Annotated in this window: 21 protein-coding genes and 2 CRISPR repeat arrays; of the genes, 1 reads left to right on the top strand and 20 read right to left on the bottom strand. The window is 42.2% G+C overall.

The window, feature by feature from the left end; translation table 11 throughout:
• Positions 1-11: 11 nt before the first annotated feature.
• From NSS60_RS04445 to NSS60_RS04405, 9 genes are all read right to left on the bottom strand, one after another.
• A complete protein-coding gene (locus NSS60_RS04445; protein WP_445290615.1) occupies positions 12-1,223 on the bottom strand; it encodes a CRISPR-associated protein in 1,212 nt (403 codons plus the stop codon).
• Between the two features lie 10 nt (positions 1,224-1,233).
• Positions 1,234-2,955, bottom strand: a complete 1,722-nt coding sequence (gene csx2, locus NSS60_RS04440; protein ID WP_340720677.1) for a TIGR02221 family CRISPR-associated protein — start codon at positions 2,953-2,955, stop codon at positions 1,234-1,236.
• A gap of 136 nt (positions 2,956-3,091) precedes the next feature.
• Positions 3,092-3,588: a CRISPR direct-repeat array (repeat unit 30 nt; unit sequence GTTTCAATTCCTCATAGGTACGATACAAAC).
• A 124-nt stretch (positions 3,589-3,712) separates the two neighbouring features.
• Positions 3,713-5,161 carry an IS66 family transposase gene (gene tnpC, locus NSS60_RS04435; RefSeq protein ID WP_088223283.1) on the bottom strand — a complete coding sequence of 483 codons (1,449 nt, stop codon included), beginning with the start codon at positions 5,159-5,161 and terminating at the stop codon, positions 3,713-3,715.
• Positions 5,162-5,248: 87 nt separating this feature from the next.
• Positions 5,249-6,492: direct repeats of the CRISPR family, unit length 30 nt; unit sequence GTTTCAATTCCTCATAGGTACGATACAAAC.
• Positions 6,493-6,869: 377 nt separating this feature from the next.
• Complete coding sequence (locus NSS60_RS04430) at positions 6,870-7,103, bottom strand: YrhC family protein (RefSeq protein WP_241737846.1); 234 nt, start codon at positions 7,101-7,103, stop codon at positions 6,870-6,872.
• 59 nt (positions 7,104-7,162) lie between these two features.
• Complete coding sequence (locus NSS60_RS04425; RefSeq protein WP_004889344.1) at positions 7,163-8,296, bottom strand: bifunctional cystathionine gamma-lyase/homocysteine desulfhydrase; 1,134 nt, start codon at positions 8,294-8,296, stop codon at positions 7,163-7,165.
• Position 8,297: 1 nt separating this feature from the next.
• A complete protein-coding gene (locus NSS60_RS04420) occupies positions 8,298-9,221 on the bottom strand; it encodes a PLP-dependent cysteine synthase family protein (RefSeq protein ID WP_004889342.1) in 924 nt (307 codons plus the stop codon).
• 117 nt (positions 9,222-9,338) lie between these two features.
• On the bottom strand, positions 9,339-10,619 hold the full coding sequence (iscB, locus tag NSS60_RS04415) for an RNA-guided endonuclease IscB (protein ID WP_088223268.1): 1,281 nt from the start codon (positions 10,617-10,619) through the stop codon (positions 9,339-9,341).
• A 205-nt stretch (positions 10,620-10,824) separates the two neighbouring features.
• Positions 10,825-11,538: a 5'-methylthioadenosine/S-adenosylhomocysteine nucleosidase gene (gene mtnN, locus NSS60_RS04410; protein ID WP_064214551.1), complete on the bottom strand. Its 714-nt coding sequence runs from the start codon at positions 11,536-11,538 to the stop codon at positions 10,825-10,827.
• Positions 11,539-11,556: 18 nt separating this feature from the next.
• Positions 11,557-12,195, bottom strand: coding sequence for a class I SAM-dependent methyltransferase (locus NSS60_RS04405; protein ID WP_004889334.1), 639 nt, complete (start codon positions 12,193-12,195; stop codon positions 11,557-11,559).
• 136 nt (positions 12,196-12,331) lie between these two features.
• Here NSS60_RS04405 and NSS60_RS04400 point away from each other — a divergent pair, with 136 nt between their 5' ends.
• Complete coding sequence (locus NSS60_RS04400) at positions 12,332-12,535, top strand: DUF2536 family protein (protein WP_035018511.1); 204 nt, start codon at positions 12,332-12,334, stop codon at positions 12,533-12,535.
• A gap of 4 nt (positions 12,536-12,539) precedes the next feature.
• Here NSS60_RS04400 and NSS60_RS04395 read toward each other — a convergent pair whose 3' ends face one another.
• The 11 genes from NSS60_RS04395 to NSS60_RS04345 form a co-directional block, all read right to left on the bottom strand.
• Positions 12,540-13,136, bottom strand: coding sequence for a YrrS family protein (locus NSS60_RS04395; protein WP_004889332.1), 597 nt, complete (start codon positions 13,134-13,136; stop codon positions 12,540-12,542).
• A complete protein-coding gene (locus NSS60_RS04390) occupies positions 13,133-14,881 on the bottom strand; it encodes a peptidoglycan D,D-transpeptidase FtsI family protein (protein WP_340720676.1) in 1,749 nt (582 codons plus the stop codon). Before NSS60_RS04390 ends, NSS60_RS04395 begins: the two co-directional genes overlap by 4 nt.
• Positions 14,882-14,928: 47 nt before the next feature.
• Complete coding sequence (greA, locus tag NSS60_RS04385) at positions 14,929-15,405, bottom strand: transcription elongation factor GreA (protein WP_004889325.1); 477 nt, start codon at positions 15,403-15,405, stop codon at positions 14,929-14,931.
• A gap of 93 nt (positions 15,406-15,498) precedes the next feature.
• On the bottom strand, positions 15,499-16,134 hold the full coding sequence (udk, locus tag NSS60_RS04380) for a uridine kinase (RefSeq protein WP_004889324.1): 636 nt from the start codon (positions 16,132-16,134) through the stop codon (positions 15,499-15,501).
• Between the two features lies 1 nt (position 16,135).
• Positions 16,136-17,389, bottom strand: coding sequence for a peptidase U32 family protein (locus tag NSS60_RS04375; RefSeq protein ID WP_340720675.1), 1,254 nt, complete (start codon positions 17,387-17,389; stop codon positions 16,136-16,138).
• Between the two features lie 20 nt (positions 17,390-17,409).
• Positions 17,410-18,339, bottom strand: a complete 930-nt coding sequence (locus tag NSS60_RS04370) for a peptidase U32 family protein (RefSeq protein WP_340720674.1) — start codon at positions 18,337-18,339, stop codon at positions 17,410-17,412.
• 1 nt (position 18,340) lies between these two features.
• Entirely contained in the window at positions 18,341-18,988 is a 648-nt protein-coding gene (locus NSS60_RS04365; RefSeq protein WP_340720673.1) for an O-methyltransferase, read from the bottom strand.
• A 109-nt stretch (positions 18,989-19,097) separates the two neighbouring features.
• Positions 19,098-20,180, bottom strand: a complete 1,083-nt coding sequence (gene mltG, locus NSS60_RS04360) for an endolytic transglycosylase MltG (RefSeq protein ID WP_340720672.1) — start codon at positions 20,178-20,180, stop codon at positions 19,098-19,100.
• A gap of 86 nt (positions 20,181-20,266) precedes the next feature.
• Complete coding sequence (locus NSS60_RS04355; protein WP_004889318.1) at positions 20,267-20,560, bottom strand: DUF1292 domain-containing protein; 294 nt, start codon at positions 20,558-20,560, stop codon at positions 20,267-20,269.
• Positions 20,561-20,565: 5 nt separating this feature from the next.
• Positions 20,566-20,988 carry a Holliday junction resolvase RuvX gene (gene ruvX, locus NSS60_RS04350; protein ID WP_004889317.1) on the bottom strand — a complete coding sequence of 141 codons (423 nt, stop codon included), beginning with the start codon at positions 20,986-20,988 and terminating at the stop codon, positions 20,566-20,568.
• Positions 20,989-20,992: 4 nt separating this feature from the next.
• Positions 20,993-21,259 (bottom strand): IreB family regulatory phosphoprotein, encoded by a 267-nt coding sequence (locus tag NSS60_RS04345; protein WP_035020016.1) that lies wholly within the window; start codon positions 21,257-21,259, stop codon positions 20,993-20,995.
• Positions 21,260-21,271: the final 12 nt, after the last annotated feature.

Below are 21,271 nucleotides of genomic sequence, written 5' to 3'. Positions count from 1 at the left end.
TATCTTTCCCCTCACTTAATTGTGTTTCCGAGAATAAGATGCGTAACGTCTTGAAATTCATCATATGCTTCGTACAGTCCGACACCTTTCTCTGCTTCCCGTTCGTATTGCTTATGATCAAACCATAAATAGTTAGCATATAACTGATCTTCAGCTTCATCGTACTGATGGGCGAGACGGAATACTTTTCCTGTGATCGATTTATACAAATGAAACTTTACTTTTCTTTGATCAATTTTTTCAAATTCTTTCTCATGTTGTAAGTCTGGAATGATTCTTTCTGCATACTTTAGCTTTTTTACAAGTTCTTTTATTTGATCTATGGAGAACTGTTTATCTTTTTCTATCATTTTTATCACTTGTTTCGTAGCGAAATACTTCGTTTCAAATAAATGTTTATATCTCTCATGTTCTAGCAGAAATTCGCCAAAAGGTGTTAAATATACGTACCCTTCTTCTTGTTGAAAGATGGATGAATACGTTGAAATGACTTGATGTTCTCGATACGACAATTCATCCATATGTATGGCATCTACGCGACATCGTCTTAAAAGATCGATATGTTGCTGAACAAAACGATCATCTAAATGAATAGGGATAGGTGGAATTTCATGAATGATTTGACTATTTTCGTATAAATAAGCTGTCGGGTAGCCTAAAAATGAACCGACGATGTAGCCAAGTGCCGTCATGATTTTGTATCCACCAAGTGGGGCGAAGCATGTCGAAGACGGCTCGCCTTGCGAAAGCTTTTCACTCACTTTTTGCATATATTCCCCTAATATTCGATTCATTTGCTTTGGCTCACTAACGTCAATATCGACGTATGAGGAACCGACAGAGGCAGAAAAATGCTCTTCAAACAACCGTTGCAGCAATTGCTCGACAATATTCCCACCAACCGTATTTGTTAGCACAAGTTCCACACGAGGAAATTTCCCGAGTTTTCCTCGCTTTCTCAGCTCGTACATCATCGAATATTCAGCGCTGACAGAATTCGGTTCTCGTTCCGCTTCCGCAACATACATTTTCGTTTGATCAATCCACTTTGATATAACTTCACGAGTCTCATCATCAATTTGTCGTTTGCTCAACAACTCAGAAAATTCTCTTTTTCCAATACACAATAACTGTAAAAGCTCTGATGTTTTTTTCGCAAATACATTCTTTTCTGATAATGATAATAACGACACACCACATGTCATGACGATCGTTTGATACATTGCTTTTCCCTCATCTTTCAACAATCATTTGTTCTCCAAGCACGTATGGGTTTGCTTGTTGCTCGTTTACAGGTCTTCGGTCGACTTGTGCAACATATTGGACATGTTCGCCTTTTTCTTTTAACTTTGCTGCTATTTGTTGAACAACATATTGCATCGCCGTCGTACCACCTGTTAAATTCACAACAAAGCGCACACGATTGTCCGTTTCTATTGTATGAACGAACTGCTCCATATACGTTTGCCAACAATTGAAATCTGTATACGGATCTTCCATCACTACCACGTGAACGTTCCCATGAAAGTTGGCTTGTTGACAAACATCGTTCACTTGCTTCGCACTTTCTTTGGATGTTAATAGCCATATCGCTTGTGGTTGATTGTGCACAATAGCACTATAAAGCAATCCCTTACTTAGTCCTAGTGGAGTAATTAAAATGGTTTCGTTCGGTTCTCCCTTTATCGTTTGTTCTTCATGCCATGTTCTAAATTCTTTCCACAGCTGTTCATTTTCTAAAAACTGAAATAACTTGTAAGATTTAATTTCTTCTTCGTAGAAACGATAAAAAGCTTTCGGTGGAACATGGTCTGTTCGGAAGCTAAAATGACCGAGATCGTTGCGATAATCTGTCAAACGATTAAGCTTTTCAGCAAGCTCTTTCAACAATGGATTGCGTAACTGTTTCTTTTTTTGTTGTTTTAACAATGTAGTAAGCAGTCGCTCGCCTTTTTTCCGTATTGGATCGTTGCGAAATTCACGATCATCTGGCATCGGTCCAATTTCGCCAAGTACATGTTCTAATATGAGGGAGACAACCATCTCTCGCAACATAATGAAACAATGGGAAAGTAAGTGGTGATCGCCATACCAAATTGCTAAATCGTAGTATGTATGCAACCGCGACTGTTTCGGGGCGATACATTGAATATAGTTCACAAGCTGATGAAAAATGTAGCGGACAGGCGGCACGAACTGTCCAATTTCTTTTGCTAATTGCTCTTGTTGCAATATGTTTTCCGATTTCGCAAATAGTTGGGTAAACGACTTAATTCGTCCTGTCCTTAAATACGCACTAATATCGTTAACATAGTTGCCAAAGCGCTTTAGTTCATTTACTGCTATTTTTTGTTTTCGAAGCTGATTATGTAATGATTCAAGCAATGAACCAAGCGTTTTCGCATCACCAAACGCCATCAATTCATTTGCTGCCCGCTGCCATTCAGGAAGGTGGTGAACAAAAGGAGTTAAATCAAACGTCGGAGCAACAACGACTTCTTGTCCATTGATGTACTCTGCTTTTCTTGCTTCAAACGCTCCATAATATACCCCAGCAATATGTACTTGTTTCACGAATTTCAAATATTGCAAACTAATTGTTCCAACGAGCGGCAACGTCCGAAATCCGTGCGTAATATCAAGGACGATTTCATCATGTTCATACACATGATCAGCAATAACAGAAAAAATATTCCATAAATCTTCTTCTGTTTGCCCATCGGGAATGCATACAGCATGCACTTTCTTTTCATCTACGCCGTATCGGTTTAATTCGTCAAGCAACGGTGCTTCGTTTTTCTCTCGTGCCCCATCTGTCATAAATACGTATATTTCACCTGGTTGCAGTTCTTGAATAAGGACAGATAGAAAAAACTTTGCTGTATGCACACGCTCCCGAAAACGATACGTTGTTTCACGATAGTCATTCGCGCCGAGAAATGTTAGTAGTTTCATCCCTTATCCACCTTTTCAAAAAATATCCTCATATTACTGATGATACAAACGAACTAGTTTTTGCGCAATACTTTTCTGAAAGTTGTAACAAAAAAATAAAAGCAGGGCATAAACATCCCTGCTTTTCAATACAAAAAACGCTATTCCTCATAGGTACGATACAAATTTTATCTAGCAGGAGGCAACATTGTGATTCCATTATTTCAATTCCTCATAGGTACGATACAGACCGTAAAAAGTGATGGTTCAGAAAGTTGGGCAACGGAGTTTCAATTCCTCATAGGTACGATACAAACCACAAGACAGGATGCGAATGAAAACATCATGCTCGAGTTTCAATTCCTCATAGGTACGATACAAACAAGAAACTTTTTCTTAACGTAAGTGCACCTCCTTAATTAGTTTCAATTCCTCATAGGTACGATACAAACTTCTGCCCACATATTTGTAGATAAAAACGAAGCAATGTTTCAATTCCTCATAGGTACGATACAAACCTACACATGCTTCGCGGTGTGCTGACGTTAGCTTATCGCCGTTTCAATTCCTCATAGGTACGATACAAACTTACTTAATTTATAAGCTCCGAGAAGCATATTTGTAGTTTCAATTCCTCATAGGTACGATACAAACTGAATAAGTATGAAAATATTTCAAGCTTAATTCATAATTGTTTCAATTCCTGTAACTATTCACTCCGATAGTAGTATGTAAAGAAGCGCAACACAAATAGGGCATCCCCGTAATAGAAAATGCCCTAAGTGGTAGAAAGAACGCGATCAAGCGTGTCACCCGTCAACAGAAGACATAACGAATCCCACACGTTTTTTTCGTGTTTCGTCAGTGTGGAAACGATGCTTCTTGTGATACAAAAAGACTGGGCGAATGTTTCTACGCGAAACGTACCCGAAATGTTCTCTTTGACTTTAACCATGCGAAGATCGCGTTCGGCTTGGTTGTTGTCAAAGGGAACATGTACTTCACGTAAGAAACGCAACGCTTCTTCCTTTCGTTTCTGAAGCCGTCGAACAAAAGCGAGTGCTTTTTTCGGAAGAGGTGTCATCGTTTCCAATCGATGTTGTGCTCTTTCTAGGATGCGATCATACACTCGTTCCCACCGTCTCGCTTCTTCTTCGGAAAGTGCACCGTGATGGGCTTCGACGGCTTGCTTGGCGGCTAACAGAAACGTGGTCATGCGCATCGCCCACGTATGCCCTTGTTCGATGAATCCTTTTAACTCACGCAAATGGTGGGCATGACAAAGGGCATGGGTGGCATGTGTGTATTTCGGATACGTACCGAACCCATCGTGCATCATCGTCCCTTTGTATTGTGGAAGAATCCCGATCTCATCCGTTGCTTTCTTTCCACGAGAAGCGTGAGAAGCCAAGTATGTATATCTCGATGTACACGCGACATGCACCCATGCGAGTTTCCCATTGATGCGCAAACTCGTTTCATCGACATGCAGGATGTTGGATTCAAGTAAGGCGTCTTCGATGATGTCCATATTTGATTCCAGCGCTTCGCGTCCTCGTTTCACCATATTGGCAAGGGTTCCTGTACTAATCGAGTGTTGATATAACGCTTCGATTGTATCACTTAAACGCTTGTACGGGATCAATTGGATATGATGTAAATAAACAACGAGCGCAGTAAGGCGTGGACCGTATTGCACATGATTCGTGACATGGGATGGGAATTCGGCTTGTTGCACGCATCGACAATGCGGACACGATTTCACTTCACGTTCATGTTGTGTCACCTCGATCGCCACAGGAGGGACATCAAACACTTGACGGATATCGACTTTGAACGGTTTGACGTCACGCAAAGAAACCCCACATCCTTGACACGTATGCACACGGTGGACGACACGATGATGTGGATGTTCCACTTGACGGAGCGTCGTTCCTTGATGTCCTTCTTGTCCGCCTGGCTTGTTGCCAGATGGTTGACGAGAAGAACGTGTGTTGGCAAAACGGTCAGAAGATGGGGGCAAATGGCTATTGGAGCTGTTTTTTTTCGTGCGTGCTTCCAGCTCTTGAACACGGTACTTCAGTTGTTCATTTTCTTTGCGTAGCTGTTTGTTTTCTTTCAACAGTTGCTCAATGACTTGTTGTTGGTGAGTAATGAGCTGCTTTTGTTGTTGGACTTTGCTGATTAAGCTTTCAACTGTAAATACAGCTTGTTGTACCGTCAACATGCGATTCACCTCCTTGTCTATCAATATTCACATCATGGACAGGAAAAGCAAAAAATATTCAGCTCACTTTATGATGTGGCTGAATAGTTACCAATTCCTCATAGGTACGATACAAACTTCGACGAAAGGAGATAAAAACAGCCTAACATTTATCAGTTTCAATTCCTCATAGGTACGATACAAACGTAAAACAGTTCTTAAAAACAATTTTAGAAAAGGATGTTTCAATTCCTCATAGGTACGATACAAACTTCACCGCATATACAGGGTCAAAAAACACGTTCATAAGTTTCAATTCCTCATAGGTACGATACAAACAAAAATTGATTTGACGGTTGAAGAATACGTTGAAATGCAGTTTCAATTCCTCATAGGTACGATACAAACTATGAGTGTCCGCAGTGCAGAGATACGGAGTTAATTATGTTTCAATTCCTCATAGGTACGATACAAACTTTCATGTCCTTTTGTGTACATTTTAACGCTTGTACATGTTTCAATTCCTCATAGGTACGATACAAACGTGGAACTGATCCAACCGCCAACAAGATCGCGAAGGCCGTGTTTCAATTCCTCATAGGTACGATACAAACTTAAAAAATAAAGGTCTATAAGGAGGGGGGGAGTCGCAGTTTCAATTCCTCATAGGTACGATACAAACCCACCATACCCAACACTCCTTTCTGTTGAGTATAGAAGTTTCAATTCCTCATAGGTACGATACAAACTGATAATGATTCGTCTAAAATTTATTTCTCACTCTACTTGTTTCAATTCCTCATAGGTACGATACAAACTGCCTCCCCCAGTTGGTCGGGCGACGAGTGCTGTGTTTCAATTCCTCATAGGTACGATACAAACGCTGGCAGGGGTGGAAACGAACTATCATTTCACGATGTTTCAATTCCTCATAGGTACGATACAAACGCTGGCAGGGGTGGAAACGAACTATCATTTCACGATGTTTCAATTCCTCATAGGTACGATACAAACCAGGATTATGATATACAAATTCACTTTTCGAGCAGACGGCGGTTTCAATTCCTCATAGGTACGATACAAACTTTTTTCGGCTCATCCTCCATATCTGATGGAGTTGGAGTTTCAATTCCTCATAGGTACGATACAAACATAGTTTGACATTTTTATATCTTGTACATTTTCCCGTTTCAATTCCTCATAGGTACGATACAAACTTGCATATTTAATGTCTTGAACGTTTTCTTTGAATGGTTTCAATTCCTCATAGGTACGATACAAACATGGAAGTACGTTGAAACCATTTTGCGCGACTGGGCAGAGTTTCAATTCCTCATAGGTACGATACAAACCCCAAAAAAGCGTTGATATATCAACACATGGAAAAGCTATACAACATCATTATACATACATTTGAAAATTCAGTCAATAGTCTATGTCCGTTGATACAGCTAAAAAATTCGCATAAAATAAACTGTCGTCGATCCCCCGAAGTTTTTGCACGATTGGAGGTCGACGACAGTTGTGAAGTTTATCACAAATAAATTTTATTAAAAACAGTCTCCTGTTTAGAGACTGTTTTATGCTTCGGCGTTCACTTCCGCGATAATAACAAAACCGATGACAGCTGTAATGACTAGACCTGTAATCATCCACATCATCGTTTATTCCCCCTTTACCCATTTTCTTTTATTTTACATGTTTTTTCTTTGTACGAAAACAGGGGAATTTACTGTTCATTGTCTAATTTGCGCAAATATGTGTTGGCGCGGTGGGAGAAAATGATCGATGAAAGCATAAGTACGAATACACCTCCGATTACGAGCGGGCGCTTTGTTGCATCGATCGCTTCTGGAATGAGTGTTCCGATATATAAAAACGCACTAAGCGCAAATAAAACGAGACTATATGCTTTATAGTCGCGCGCTTTTCCAAACCAATGTTGCTTTTGTTCATCCAACATAACCGTCCCCCTTCCTTCTTTCAATGTATCATAGGAGCGGAGAAAGGGGGCGATGTAATTTATGCCAAAGCTTGTGCTAAATCTTCAATTAAATCATCCGCATCTTCTAAGCCAACAGAAATGCGAATAAGTCCGTCCGTAATGCCGAGTTCAGCACGACGCTCTTTCGGGATAGAGGCGTGCGTCATTTTTGCAGGGAGGGAAATTAAACTTTCGACCGCTCCTAAACTTTCCGCTAGCGTAAAGTAGCGGACGCGCGTCAACACTTGTTCTGCTTTTTCGGCGCTCCCAACGTCAAATGATACCATGCCGCCAAAGCCGCGCATTTGTTTTTTCGCTACGTCATGATTTGGGTGTGACGGAAGCCCAGGGTAATACACGCGTGTAACAACTGGATGATTCGTTAAAAATTCAACAATTTTTCTTGTATTTTCCTCATGTTCTTCCATGCGAATGCCAAGCGTCTTCATGCCACGCATTAATAACCATGAATCTTGCGGACCGAGAATGCCACCTGTCGAGTTTTGGATGAAGTGCAAGTCGGTCGCAAGTTGTTCGCTATTAACGACGACAAGCCCTGCGACAACGTCGCTATGACCACCTAAATATTTTGTTGCGCTATGAATGACGATATCTGCACCAAGCGCAATTGGCGTTTGCCAATATGGTGTGCTAAACGTGTTATCGACGATCGTTAGTAGTCCGTGACGTTTCGCAAGCGCGGATGCCCCTTGTATATCGGTAATTTTCAATAGCGGATTCGTTGGCGTTTCAATATAAATCGCCTTCGTGTTTTGTTGAATGTGCGCTTCAATGTTTGCTAGGTCGCTCGTATCGACAAATGTCGATGCAATGCCAAGACGGTTCAACACTTTCGTCATGATGCGGTATGTGCCACCATATACGTCATCTGTTAAAATGACGTGATCGCCGCTATTGAACAACATCATGACGGCAGTAATGGCTGCCATGCCTGAACTGAACGCAAAGCCAGCATATCCTTCTTCCACATCTTTAATAAGCTCCTCTAGTGCATGCCGCGTTGGGTTGCCTGTGCGTGAATATTCATATCCTTTATGCACGCCGACCGCTTCATGTTTATATGTGCTCACTTGATAAATCGGAACCGAGACGGCTCCTGTATGCACATCCCCAGCAATGCCACCATGAATCAATTTCGTTTTTCTTCTCACGTTACATCCCGCCTTCGTAAATGTTTTTACTTAAATACCGTTCGCTACTATCTGGAAAAACAACGACAATGTTCGTTCCTTCTTTCGCCTGTTCTGCTTCGAGTAAGGCCGCATGAAACGCCGCACCAGATGAACTACCGACAAGCAATCCCTCTTTTTGCGCAAGCTCTTTAACACGACGAAACGCATCATCATCTAAAATCGTATGGATGGCATCAAAATAACTCGTATCCATATATGACGGTAAAAATTCCATGCCGATGCCTTCGGTGCGATGTGAACCCGGTGCTCCACCGTTTAAAATCGAGCCTTCTGGTTCAACGATGACCGTTTTTATCCGCGCATTTTTCTCTTTTAGAAATTTCGCCGTCCCCATAAATGTGCCGCCTGATCCAGCACCAGCAACGAAAACATCAATTTGTCCGTCCAGTTGCTCCCAAATTTCTGGTCCGAGCGTTTTATAATACGTGCGTGGGTTAGCTGGATTTTCAAACTGTTGTGGGCAATAGGAGTTTGGAATTTCAGCGGCGAGCTCTTTCGCTTTCCGAATCGCCCCTGCCATTCCTTCGCTCGTTGGCGTATTGATGATGGTTGCGCCAAGTGCACGCATGAGTTGTTGTTTTTCGATGCTGAACTTTTCGGGGACGCAAAAAATGACGCGAATGTTTTTTCCGATCGCCGCAAGCGCAAGACCGATCCCTGTATTGCCTGCCGTCGGCTCGATAATCGTTCCACCTTCTTTTAACTTGCCTGTCGCTAGCGCATCGTTTAACAATTCTTGACCGAGACGATCTTTGACGCTTCCGCCCGGGTTAAAATATTCCAATTTCGCAAATATGCGCACCCCTTTTGGCAGCGGAAATTGCGTAATTTCAACGATTGGCGTATGGCCGATCAATTCATGCACGTTTTTCGCTACTTTCATGTTGTGACCTCCCAAAAGATGAAAAGAAGGAGAGGATGCCTCTCCCTATTTATTTAATTCATTCACGAAACTTACGCAAGGAAGCCCCTGCCTTTAGGCACGGGGAGGAATTGCACCTTATGCAAGTTCCGCCACCCCCTTTCCATAAGCATATCCGTCAAATCGCTGAATGACTTGGACATATCTATAATTTATTCCTTGTGCGATACGCTTTCCGTCCTTACCTTTAATATCGAAACTTCCAGTCTTTCTACATGCGACTTCGCCAAACCAAACGCCTTGATATTTCCCTTTTGGTACGTTGGCTTTAACCATGTCCCCTGTTTGAAAACCAAAGAAATATTTTTGTCTTGCAAGATAACCTCTTGGGAAGCCATATCTGTCTAGGTTTGTGCGTGAACGACTGCCACGCCCTTTTGCCTTGATAAATAACACTTCTTTTGTTTTGAAATGCAATTGGAGTGGCGTGCTTTTTCCCACGCAACAAGCGTCAAAATAGTGAATTTTCGGTAGTCCTAATCGTATTCGATTCATTTTCGTTCGTGCGCCTGTTCCACACTCTACTTCGCATCCGCTTTGTTTTAACACTTCATACACTTTCCATCGAGTGGCATTCACTACACTTGCGTCTTTTAGCGTTTTTTTGACCATTTCTTGAATATGTGGATACCCGAATTCTTCTGCGGCTTGACTTCCTTTTCTTTGGTTACAATCTCGACACGCAAGGCAGAGGTTATCTATTCTGTCTGTTCCACCTCTCGATTTTGGAATGATATGCTCCACTTCAAGTGGAACATTTTCTTTTCCGCAATAACAACACTTCCGCCCAAACTTTTCAAGCAAATACTCCCGTACTTCATATCCTTGTAGCGTACCTTGTTGATACTCTACACCATTGATTTCAGGATTTCGCATGAGTTGCGTGTCAAACTTTGCGTTCTCGTACGATATATGCTCAATCGGACATATCTTCCTTAAACGTTCCACCCATGTTTTGATATTTTGCATACGACTCTCTAACGATGGTGGCAACCATCCCTCCTTTCGCTTGCGGTTCAGAAAGCGTGGTTTTCTGTATCTTGTTTTTCGATTTCGTCTTGCTCGACGAAAAGCACGCCTTTTATCTATTCTTTCCTTGATGTCTGTGCGATGGTCAAGTTGCCCTAACCATACCACTTCTTGTCCTCGCAAAATCGCTAATCCTGTATGCCTGCTTCCATAGTCGATTTTTAGCCGATATGTTGCTTTAATTTCTGATTCGTCTACTGATTTTTTCAAGATGATGGTAAATGGAAATCGCCTGTAAATCGCCGCCTTCCCTTGTTTCAACAGCTTTCTTGCAACTGCTTCGTGACAAGGAGCAAGCGGACGTTTGTTTGTGTCTAACACAAAAACCATAGGGTTCTCCCCTTTCCTCTGCATAAAGCAGGTCATATTCTCCTCGACCATGTTATAGATGCTTGTTATGTGCAAGACACTAGCGCTACCCACCACGCTTGTTTAACCTTGCACGACAGAGGAACGGGCTGGAGAAGCACCCGAACGTGTCATGACATCTATAACGTAGGCTCTGTTTCAAGCCTTGGTCTGGTCAACATGGGGCTTACGAGCCCATGACTTTAGTCATTGGGTTGTTGACCATTAATTGCACAAGTTCAGATGAGTGAAGAGCTGCTTTTTGTAAAAATTGTTCAAACGATACGTTCGACTCTTTACCAGCGATGTCTGATAACGCGCGAATGACGACAAACGGGACGCCAAATTGGTGGCATACTTGCGCAATCGCAGCCGCTTCCATTTCCACAGCATATAAATCAGGAAACTGTGTGCGTACAAAGTCAACGCGCGCTGGATCGTGCATAAATGAATCGCCTGTCGCAATTAATCCTTTTGCCACTTGAATGTCGCGAATATGCGCCGCGCTCGTTTCAGCCGCTTGCACTAACCGCTCATCTGCCGCATAGCGCGCCGGCATGCCCGGCACTTGTCCGTACGCATAGCCGAATGCCGTCACATCTACATCATGATGAACAACTTCTGTTGAAATGACGATATCGCCAACGTTTAGCGACGGCGCAAAACCGCCAGCTGAACCTGTGTTAATGACGACATCTGGCGCAAACCGCTCTAACAAAATCGTTGTTGACATCGCCGCATTCACTTTACCGATACCTGATTTTAATAAAACGACGTTCGCTCCGTCTAACGTGCCGCTATAAAATGAACAATTTGCTACCGTCGTTTCCGTTCGATTAGCAATTTTTTCGCGCAAAATCGCCACTTCTTCTTCCATCGCTCCAATGATCGCTATGTTCATCGTTTCAACCTCTTTCACTTATTGTTTGACAGCCTCCATCAACCAAACGAAGCGATTCATCGGCGTAAATGTGACCGTAAAACCGTGTGTAGTAAACATATGCTCTAAGGCAGGAATTGTCGTGTAATATTCGCGCTGTAAGTCTTCCGCTAAATCGACGAATCCTTTTTGTTTCGCTTCTGCGATCATCGCCTCGTACGCTTCGTGGTTAATAAACGCTGTATCAGCAAACACTATTTTACCACCTTTACGAAGAAGTGCGCTATATTTGCCGATCGCTTCTTCTTTTTCTTGATCTGTTAAATGGTGAAATGCATATGTGCTTACAATCGTATCGATCGGTTCGCTCGGCAATGGAAACTGTAAAAAGTCTCCGTCTTCAATCGTCGCATGACCGAGTTTTTCTTTGGCGAGCTCACGCATCGGTGCAGACGGTTCAATGCCATATACGGTTTTATTCGCCTCAATTAGTTTTTTCGTTAAATTTCCTGTCCCAACGCCGAACTCTAACACGACGTTACCGCTTTTTTCAACGACTGTATTTAAAATCGTCTCATATCCGTCAAATACGTCACGATATTGCTCATCGTGCCCGTATACTGACGAATCGTACGATTGTGCCCACGTTTCAAAGATGTCTAAAAACTCACGTCCCATGATGCCACACTCCATTAAATATAATAATTCCTATAAGTATAGTATGAATTAAATGTACTGCTGTTCCCAATCTATCACATTTTTTTTAGATGTTCAATGGAAATGTGTTAAACTACGTGTAGAGAGGAGGAGGACGATGATTACGTTTGATCTCATTCAAGATAAAGTAGAATTTTTCGAAGCGACAGACTTAGCGACGTTAGAGAAAAAAATTAACGACCAAATTGAACATAACAAAGCGATTATGCTTGAAGTACATCATGTTTCCTATCAAATGCAACTGCTCGAAAACGGGCAACGTCTTTATAGTGCGATGGTGCATTTTAAAGCAAAAAAATAGAGCGTTACGGACGGCGCTCTATTTCTTTTAATTGCTGTACTTTTGTTGGCTTCCACCCTTCATTTGTCACCCATTCGATAAACACTTTATAATGTTCTGTTTTATCTTTTTTGGAAACGGTAGCAACGGCGTGATTCGGGCTTCCTCCATTTCCGATAAACCAAACGATCAGATCAGAAGATGAAATGCCTGTCGCATAGCTAATCGCATCAATCATTTCTTTCCAATCAACAGAGTTTTTCTCGTATGTTGTCACGTGTGGCTCTGATTGTGTTGTGCCGATCGGTTGCCATGACGGGTTCACAGTTTCACGAATAACGTTTGAGTTTGGATCATCGACAACCGTTTCTTCAACGTTGTCGTTCGATTGTTGCTCATCTGTTTCTGTTTCCGTTTCGGATGGTTGCTCATCGTTTGGTGGCTCATTTGTCTCCACCTCAACCGGTTGTGGCGAAGCATTCGTTTCTTTTGTCGGTCGGTCGTTGGCGAACAACCATTTCCATCCAAAAAATAAAATAAGCGCAAATACAATGGTAATTAACGTATTCAATATGCGGTTTACTTTTCTTTGTTTTGAACGTTTCGCAAAACGGCTGCTCACTCTTCATACCTTCCTTTCTCTTCCAAATCATATGTTACGCGAACGATATCAGCAAAAATGGCATTCGTGACGGAGGCAGATGACGTTGTTTCTAATTGTACCACAACGAGCGCGTATTTTGGACGATCAGCTGGGAAATAACCCGCAAACCATTTATTTACGAGTTCTCCTTTCCCTGTTTCTGCTGTTCCTGATTTTCCTGCTACGGCATATGGCAATGATTGAAACGAACGCCCAGTCCCTTCCGGATGCGTCACAACGAGTTGTAATAGCTCTTGTAGTTTGTCGATCGTCTCTTTCTGCAATGAATCCATCGTTAGCCGCTTCTCATCAAATGTGAAAAATGTCGTTCCATTTTTATACATCATTTTCTTAGTGATGCGCACTTGTTTTGCCTCACCACCGCGAGCAATCGTTGCCATCATATTCGCCACCGCAAGCGGTGAGAGGCGCACATCTTTTTGCCCAATGGACGTTTGGGCAACGGCAAGAGGAATTTTTTTATCCCGTTCATCTGTCCAAATGTTCCCTTTTTTCTCTTCACGAAGCGGGCGAAATGATGAAAAATGATACACATCCCCTTCCCAACCGACGCGCGGAAGCAAACCGAGCTTTCGAGCATATACATCAAACATATTTTCGTCTATCGCAATGAGCTGTTTTCCTAGCTCTCCAAACGTTCGATTGCAACTAATCGCAAAACTATCTTCAAACGAGCGCATCCCTTTCTTTTTCTCTTCTTGTTCACCGTTAATTTTACGATCACAGTTAAACGTCTGTCCGTGAACAAGCCCGTTTTCAAGCGCTGCGGCTGCAACGACAATTTTAAAAACAGATCCCGGCACTTGCGGAAGAAGCGCCTTATTTTCCATCGCTCCATCTTTGTACGGATCTCGTTCATCAATGGCGGGAGCGCTCGCTAACGCAACAACATCATTCGTTCGAACATCGAGCAAAACGACCGCCCCTTTTTCCATGCCATGTTGTGCAACGATTTGCTCAACACGTTGTTGCAGAGTACGATCAATCGTCGTTTGTACCGTAATTGGATAAAACGGATTCGCCTGCTCTGTATATTTCACATCCATGCTAAACAACGGCTCACCACGGGCGTCTACGTGATACAGTAGCTTCGTCTCCTCATCAGGAATTAAAAATTCATCAAATGAACTTTGTAAGCCAGACACCCCTATTTTTGTTTTTGGAGATAAGTTTCGATCCGCATAGCGTTCTTTTAACACCTTTTCATTTTCTCCAAGTAAACCGATGACATGTTGCGCATATTTTTGTTTGAGTTCGTACTGTTTATGAACAGCAATCACACCTGGGATGCGCAAATCATTAATCCGTTCCATTTGCCACGGTTGTAGTTGAATCGGCTGTTGACCATCATGTAAAATGATCGGACCTTTCGCCTCTTCTAGCTGTCGGTTCAACACTTCTTTTGGCACGGAAACAATCGCAGCAATTTGATCGATTGGCCAATCCATTTTCTTTAAGAATGGAAATAAAACGAGCGTCGGAATGTATTCATATGTGAGCGGCTGGCCGTTTCGGTCAACGAATACGCCGCGTCCATCGTCGATGACGAGTTGTTCCGTTCGCTGAGCGACGCTTTCCTCAATTAAATTGATCCCATGAAACGATTCGGTGCTCACAAGTTGTAATTGAACGAGTCGACCGATCAAACCGAATATGGCTAGTTGAATCATTATTAATATGATGACCATTCGTTTTTTTACCATAAAAAACACCTCGTCTTCATTGTCGACGAGGTGTTGTATTTTAAAACCTATTTGACTGCAACGATTTTGACAACCATGTCGCCGCCAGGTGTATGAACAGTTACTTCTTCACCAACGCGACGACCAATAAGCGATTTGGCAATTGGAGAGTCGTTTGAAATTTTCCCTTCGAACGGATCAGCTTCTGCACTACCGACGATCGTATACGATTCCTCTTCTCCATCTGGAAGCTCAATAAATGTTACCGTTCTTCCAAGCGATACGGTATCTGTCTTTTCTAAATCTTCTTCGATAATTTTCGCATTGCGAATCATATTTTCAAGCATTTGAATGCGTGACTCCACGAACGCTTGCTCATCTTTTGCTGCATCGTACTCCGAGTTTTCCGATAAGTCCCCGAAGCTGCGCGCAATTTGAATGCGCTCAACGACTTCTTTTCGTTTCACCGTTTTTAAATATTCAAGTTCTTGCTCGAGCTTCTCCTTCCCCGCTTTCGTCATTGGGTATTCTTTTTCCATTGACATGTAAACCACTCCTTTTTATTTATGTATGGAAAATGTACGAACGGCTCGTTCGTACACAAGACAAAAAGTTTACATATTATCTATGCTATGGTATTACAAAATAGACTTTTGTTCAAGAATCGTTTGAATTTTTGTAACCATTAAATCGATAGCAACGTGATTATGACCGCCTTCTGGGATGATAATGTCGGCATACCGTTTCGTCGGTTCAATAAATTGATTGTGCATTGGACGCACGACGTTTACATATTGCTCGATGACTGATTCAAGCGTGCGTCCGCGCTCTTTAATGTCGCGCAATAGGCGACGAATGATGCGAATGTCAGCATCGGTATCAACGTACACTTTAATATCCATTAAGTTGCGCAATCGTTCGTCTTCTAATACAAGAATACCTTCTAAAATGATGACATCTTTCGGTTCGACGCGAATAACGTCGTTTGAACGCGTATGAAGCGTATAGTCGTATACAGGTTTATCAATCGGCTCATAATTTAAAAGCTTGTTAATATGCTCGATGAGTAAATCGTTATCAAAAGCGAGCGGATGATCGTAATTTGTTTTTAATCGCTCTTCAAACGGCAAGTGGCTTTGATCTTTATAATAAAAATCTTGTTCGAGCATTAAAATGGAATGTCCTTGAAAATGTTCATAAATGGCTTTCGTAACGGTCGTTTTCCCCGAACCGGAGCCGCCTGCAACTCCGATGACAACCGGTTTCTTCCTCATGTTAGTGCCCCTTTCTCATCATGTTGTATGGGAAAACTTCGCGATCGACTTTAAAACGAACAATTTGGAGCGGATGACGAGCAGCATCAAGCTCATTTCCTTCCTCATCCCAAATCGTTTCAATGACTTGTGTAAAGTTTTCAATTTCAGGTCCGAAAAATTCCACTTCATCGCCTGGTTTAAAGAAGTTGCGCTGTTGCAACGTCACGATGCCTGTTTCTTTGTCATAGTCAAGCACAAGACCGACGAAATCGTACGTCGTCTTTTTGCTATGAACGCCAAACATTTGCTCTTTATAGCCTGGAACACCTTCAAAAAAGGCTGGCGCGGTGTCACGATTCGCACATTTATCGAGCTCATCTAGCCACTCTTTGCGAATGACGAAATTGTCAGGGTCTGCACAGTAAGCATCAATGACTTTGCGATACACGCTAACGACGGTTGCGACGTAATGAATGGACTTCATTCGCCCTTCGATTTTTAAACTATCAATACCGAGCTCAATCATTTTTGGAATCGATTGAATTAAATTTAAATCTTTCGGGCTCATCGCAAACGGATCGTCGTTTTCATCAAACAATGCGATGGCACGGTCTCCTTCGAGCTTGTACAAATCGTAATCCCAGCGACACGACTGACAACAACCGCCGCGGTTCGAATCGCGCGCAGTCATATGGTTGCTTAATACACAGCGACCAGAATATGCAATACACATTGCACCGTGAATAAATGTTTCGATTTCAATATCGACTTTTTCTTTAATTTCGCGAATTTCTTCCGCACTCGTTTCGCGTGCTAAAACAACACGCTCAAGCCCTTCTTCTTTCCAAAATTGCACCGCTTTCCAGTTTGTAAGCGACTGTTGCGTACTTAAATGCACCTCTAACTTTGGTGCAACGCGACGTGCGGTTTCAATAATGAGCGGATCAGCGACGATAATACCATGCACACCAACACGCTCTAAACCGCGCAAATAATCTTCAAGCCCCGGAATGTTTTCGTTATGTGCGTAAATGTTTGTCGTCACGTAAATTTTTGCGCCATATTTTTTCGCAAATTGCACACCTTCCGCCATTTCTTCAAGCGTAAAGTTGTCGGCATTTGAACGAAGACCGTATTCTTGTCCGCCGATAAAGACAGCGTCTGCTCCATAATGAACAGCCACTTTCAACTTCTCTAAGTTGCCAGCAGGAGCAAGCAACTCTGGTTTTTTCACAATGACGCGCTTGCCATTGATAATTTGTGATATGCTCATGAAGGCTCCCTCCTTTTCGTTTAATATACCGTTTCTTTAAAGAAAAAGCCGGTGTCTAACGGGCGATGTTGTGGTTGAATCGCTTCAATGCGCGCAAGCAGTTCACCTTTTTCCTCTTCGTATTGCTCGCGATTTTCTGCACATAAATCAATGGCGCGGCGATATAATTTCGTTACTTCTGTAATATAATCTGGCTCATGAAGGACGCCGTCAATTTTAAAGCTATCGATTTTGGCGTCAATCATGTCTTCAAGTTCATCAATAATGCAAATATCATTAGGGCTCATAATGTGCGTACCGTTTTCATCTTCGAAAATCGGGTATTTGTTGTCGCGTTCTTTGTCGTACAAAAAGAGCCCTTTTGCGTATTTCATTTGTTGAATTTCCATAAACTTGCCTTGATATTCGAAATAGTTACCGATGAGAGAACGTTTCGATTGGAACATGCATGTCATTCCATGTACTTGCACTTCAATTTCCACTTCCGCATGATTTTTAATATCAATGATTTCTTCCATATTCAACTCGCGGGCAAGAACGGCGCGTTTTGCCCCTTTTCGTCCCCAATAGTTGCAAGCGTACCAGTTTGTCGCTGTCGTTTCTGTATTCCAATGAAGTTTCATATGCGGTGCGACTTCCCGTACTGTCATTAAGACAGCTGGGTCGCCAAACACGATCGCATCGACTTGTTGCTCTGCTAAAAAGCGGACATAGTCGCTCAGTTCATCAACTTTGTCATTATGAAAAAGTGCGTTCATTGCCACATATACACGTACATCGTTTTTTCGGGCGACTTGCATCGCATCGATCACATCTTGACGTGAAAACTCACCTGCTAAACGCAAGCCGTACCGTTGTTCACCAATGATGACAGCATTCGCTCCTGCTTGTGCGAGTTGTTCAATATGCGCCACGCTCGTTGGCGTAACAAGCAATTCTGGTTTTTTCATGTCATTCACCTCTTTTTCTCGATATCGCCATTCCGTCACCGATCGGAATGATGACTGTCTCATAGCGTGGATGCGCCATCAGCCATTCGTTATATGTTTGAATTTTTTTGATAAGCTGACGAATGCGTTTTTGTTCAATCGGTTCGTTTGTTGCTACAAGCCCTTTGAATAGTACGTTATCCGTTATAATAATTCCTCGCTCGCTTAATAGCGGCTCGTACAACTCAAAAAAGCGGCGATATTGTCCTTTTGCCGCGTCAATAAACAATACATCAAACGGAGCATGTTTTTTTACTTCATCGCTTATATGAAGCGCATCGCCAAACAATAACGTCATTTGTGCTTTTGTATTCGTTTGTTCTGCATAAACAAGCGCTTGTTTATAGCGCATTTCATCTCGTTCAATCGTAACAATGTGCGCATTTGGCAACGCTTTTGCCATGCGTATGGCGGAGTATCCGATCGCGGTGCCAATTTCTAAAATGCGCGTCGGTTGAACAAGTTTTAAAATGTGCAACATCGTTTCGATGCCGAGCGCATCCATAATCGGCACATGATGTTCATGTGCATATTGTTCCATCGCTACGATCGCTTCTTCTTTTTTTGGTAGTAATCGTTCTAAATAATGAATCATTTCCTCATTTACCAACGAACTGTCCTCCTCGCAAAAACAAGAGTTCAAACGAATTGAACTCTTGTTTCATCACGATCCATAACTTTATATATACTACCATAAATCAAAACAAAAAGCGAACGTTTTATTGCTTTCCGATATATTTTGCCTTTTCGCGATTATGTTCGTCAAGTGTTTTTGTAAAAATGACATCTCCCGCTGGCGTCGCTAAAAAGTAAAAATAGTCCGTCTCCGCTGGATGAAGAGCCGCTTGAATCGATGCTTCGCCTGCGTTTGCAATCGGTCCTGGCGGAAGCCCTTTATGCATATACGTATTGTAAGGCGAGTTTACTTCTAAGTCTTTGTAGTATACACGCGATTTATGCTGTCCGAGCGCATATAAAACAGTCGGGTCTGTTTGTAATGGCATACCTTTTTCTAATCGATTGTAAAACACGCTTGCGATTTTTTCGCGATCTGCTTTTTCCGTTACTTCTTCTTCAATAAGTGACGCCATCGTTAGCAATTGATGGACGGTCAAGCCACGCGTTTCCATGTCTTCTGTATATTTTGCTAATACTTCTTCCGTTTTCGCAACCATGGTTTCAATCATTTCTTCAAGCGAAGGTTTTTCTTCTGTAAACGAATATGTCGCTGGGAATAAATATCCTTCTAATGCGTAACGAATGTTTTTATTGAAAATGTCGGACGTCAAAACAGAAGGATATTTTTCCACTAACTCCTCGATATATGAACGATTTGTTAGTTTCGCCATAATCTCTTCGGTCGAATAGCCCGTTTTTTGTGAAATGATCGTCGCAATTTGTGTCAGTTGTTTTCCTTCTGGAACCGTTATTTTTAGCTTCGCTTCTTTCACGACTTTTCCTGTTTTTAGTTGTTCAGCAATTTGTGCTAACGTCATTGCTTTTGTAAATGTATAATTACCCGCTTGAAAATCGGCATGGTTTTTAAATTTTACATAGTAGCGAAAAATCGTTGCATCTTTCACTATGCCGTTTTTTTCTAATATGTTGGCAATCGTATATATGGATGAGCCGATCGGAATGTCTACTTGAATCGGCGTTCTATCATTCGGATCCACAGGCTGCAATGCGGAACGAATATATACAAATAAGCCAATGCATGCGGCAATTATCAACAATAACAAAGGTGCTGTAATGTATAGGACAATTTTTCGCACCGTCTTCGCTTCATGTTCTTGTAACATACGTCATCCTCCCTCACTTTTCACATTATACTACAAACACCGACACGACATAAATAAAAAAAAGAAGCTGACGCATAGTCAGCCTCTTATTCTTCGTCTTCTTCCTCTTCACCGAGAAATGTGTTTAGCATTTCTTCGATCATATCCCATTCTTCTTCTGTTTCGATCGGCTGCAATTCTCCTGCCTGCCCATCTTCTCCTGGGATAAAAGAAGATGCGTGAATTTCAATTTCTTCGTTGTCATCTTCTTCTGCACCGATTGGGTAGTACAAAACGTAAGATTTTCCGAATTCTTCAGATTCAAATGTAAATAGTACTTCGCAAAGTTGTTCGTTGCCGTCTTCGTCAACGACTGTAATGTGTTTTTCACCGTGTTCCATCATGTTCACCTCAATTGTTTATGGTCCAAATAAGATTGTAAAATCATCACCGCAGCCATTTTGTCAATCACTTTTTTACGTTTTTTTCGACTAACGTCCGCAGCGATTAACATTCGTTCTGCCGCCATGGTGGACAGTCTTTCATCCCACAAGACGACAGGAAGTGAAAACGTTTGTTTCACTTGTTCGGCAAAGCGTTGTGTCGCCTCGCCGCGCGGTCCGATGGTGCCGTTCATATTTTTCGGAAACCCGATGACGATTTCTTCGACCGCATATTGCTCAATCAATTGCCGCAAACGGTCAAAGCCATATTCACCGTTTTCTTCATCGATACGAATCGTCTCGATGCCTTGAGCCGTCCATCCTAACTCGTCGCTTACGGCAACGCCGAGCGTTTTCGTTCCAAAGTCTAATCCTAAAATACGCATCTGTCTATTCCTCACGATGTGTTCGTAAATAGAATTTCACTAATTCTTCAATTAATTCGTCGCGATCGACTTTGCGAATCATGTTTCTGGCATCTTTATGACGAGGGATGTAAGCTGGATCACCAGACAACAAGTAGCCGACAATTTGGTTAATTGGGTTATACCCTTTTTCCTGTAATGCGTCGTATACGGCAAGCAATACTTCCCGAACATCGACGTCCATCGGTTCTTCCGAGAAGTTAAATTGCATTGTGTTATCAAACGAACTCACCGTTTTTTTGCA

Origin of the sequence: Anoxybacillus sp. FSL W8-0382, from assembly GCF_038003845.1 — a bacterium.
Classification (GTDB): domain Bacteria; phylum Bacillota; class Bacilli; order Bacillales; family Anoxybacillaceae; genus Anoxybacillus; species Anoxybacillus flavithermus_G.
This window is presented reverse-complemented; position numbering and strand designations above follow the sequence as displayed.

Coding starts and splice junctions, on each gene's coding strand:
- NSS60_RS04355 (WP_004889318.1), bottom strand. CDS start 20,560: ATGGAACACGGTGAAAAACACATTACAGTCGTTGACGAAGACGGCAAC.
- mltG (WP_340720672.1), bottom strand. CDS start 20,180: ATGTTACAAGAACATGAAGCGAAGACGGTGCGAAAAATTGTCCTATAC.
- NSS60_RS04420 (WP_004889342.1), bottom strand. CDS start 9,221: ATGAAAGTAGCGAAAAACGTGCATGAATTGATCGGCCATACGCCAATC.
- iscB (WP_088223268.1), bottom strand. CDS start 10,619: ATGGTTTTTGTGTTAGACACAAACAAACGTCCGCTTGCTCCTTGTCAC.
- udk (WP_004889324.1), bottom strand. CDS start 16,134: ATGAGGAAGAAACCGGTTGTCATCGGAGTTGCAGGCGGCTCCGGTTCG.
- mtnN (WP_064214551.1), bottom strand. CDS start 11,538: ATGAACATAGCGATCATTGGAGCGATGGAAGAAGAAGTGGCGATTTTG.
- NSS60_RS04375 (WP_340720675.1), bottom strand. CDS start 17,389: ATGAGCATATCACAAATTATCAATGGCAAGCGCGTCATTGTGAAAAAA.
- NSS60_RS04400 (WP_035018511.1), top strand. CDS start 12,332: ATGATTACGTTTGATCTCATTCAAGATAAAGTAGAATTTTTCGAAGCG.
- NSS60_RS04370 (WP_340720674.1), bottom strand. CDS start 18,339: ATGAAAAAACCAGAATTGCTTGTTACGCCAACGAGCGTGGCGCATATT.
- NSS60_RS04405 (WP_004889334.1), bottom strand. CDS start 12,195: ATGGGACGTGAGTTTTTAGACATCTTTGAAACGTGGGCACAATCGTAC.
- csx2 (WP_340720677.1), bottom strand. CDS start 2,955: ATGAAACTACTAACATTTCTCGGCGCGAATGACTATCGTGAAACAACG.
- NSS60_RS04430 (WP_241737846.1), bottom strand. CDS start 7,103: ATGTTGGATGAACAAAAGCAACATTGGTTTGGAAAAGCGCGCGACTAT.
- tnpC (WP_088223283.1), bottom strand. CDS start 5,161: ATGTTGACGGTACAACAAGCTGTATTTACAGTTGAAAGCTTAATCAGC.
- ruvX (WP_004889317.1), bottom strand. CDS start 20,988: ATGCGTATTTTAGGATTAGACTTTGGAACGAAAACGCTCGGCGTTGCC.
- NSS60_RS04390 (WP_340720676.1), bottom strand. CDS start 14,881: ATGGTAAAAAAACGAATGGTCATCATATTAATAATGATTCAACTAGCC.
- NSS60_RS04445 (WP_445290615.1), bottom strand. CDS start 1,223: ATGTATCAAACGATCGTCATGACATGTGGTGTGTCGTTATTATCATTA.
- greA (WP_004889325.1), bottom strand. CDS start 15,405: ATGTCAATGGAAAAAGAATACCCAATGACGAAAGCGGGGAAGGAGAAG.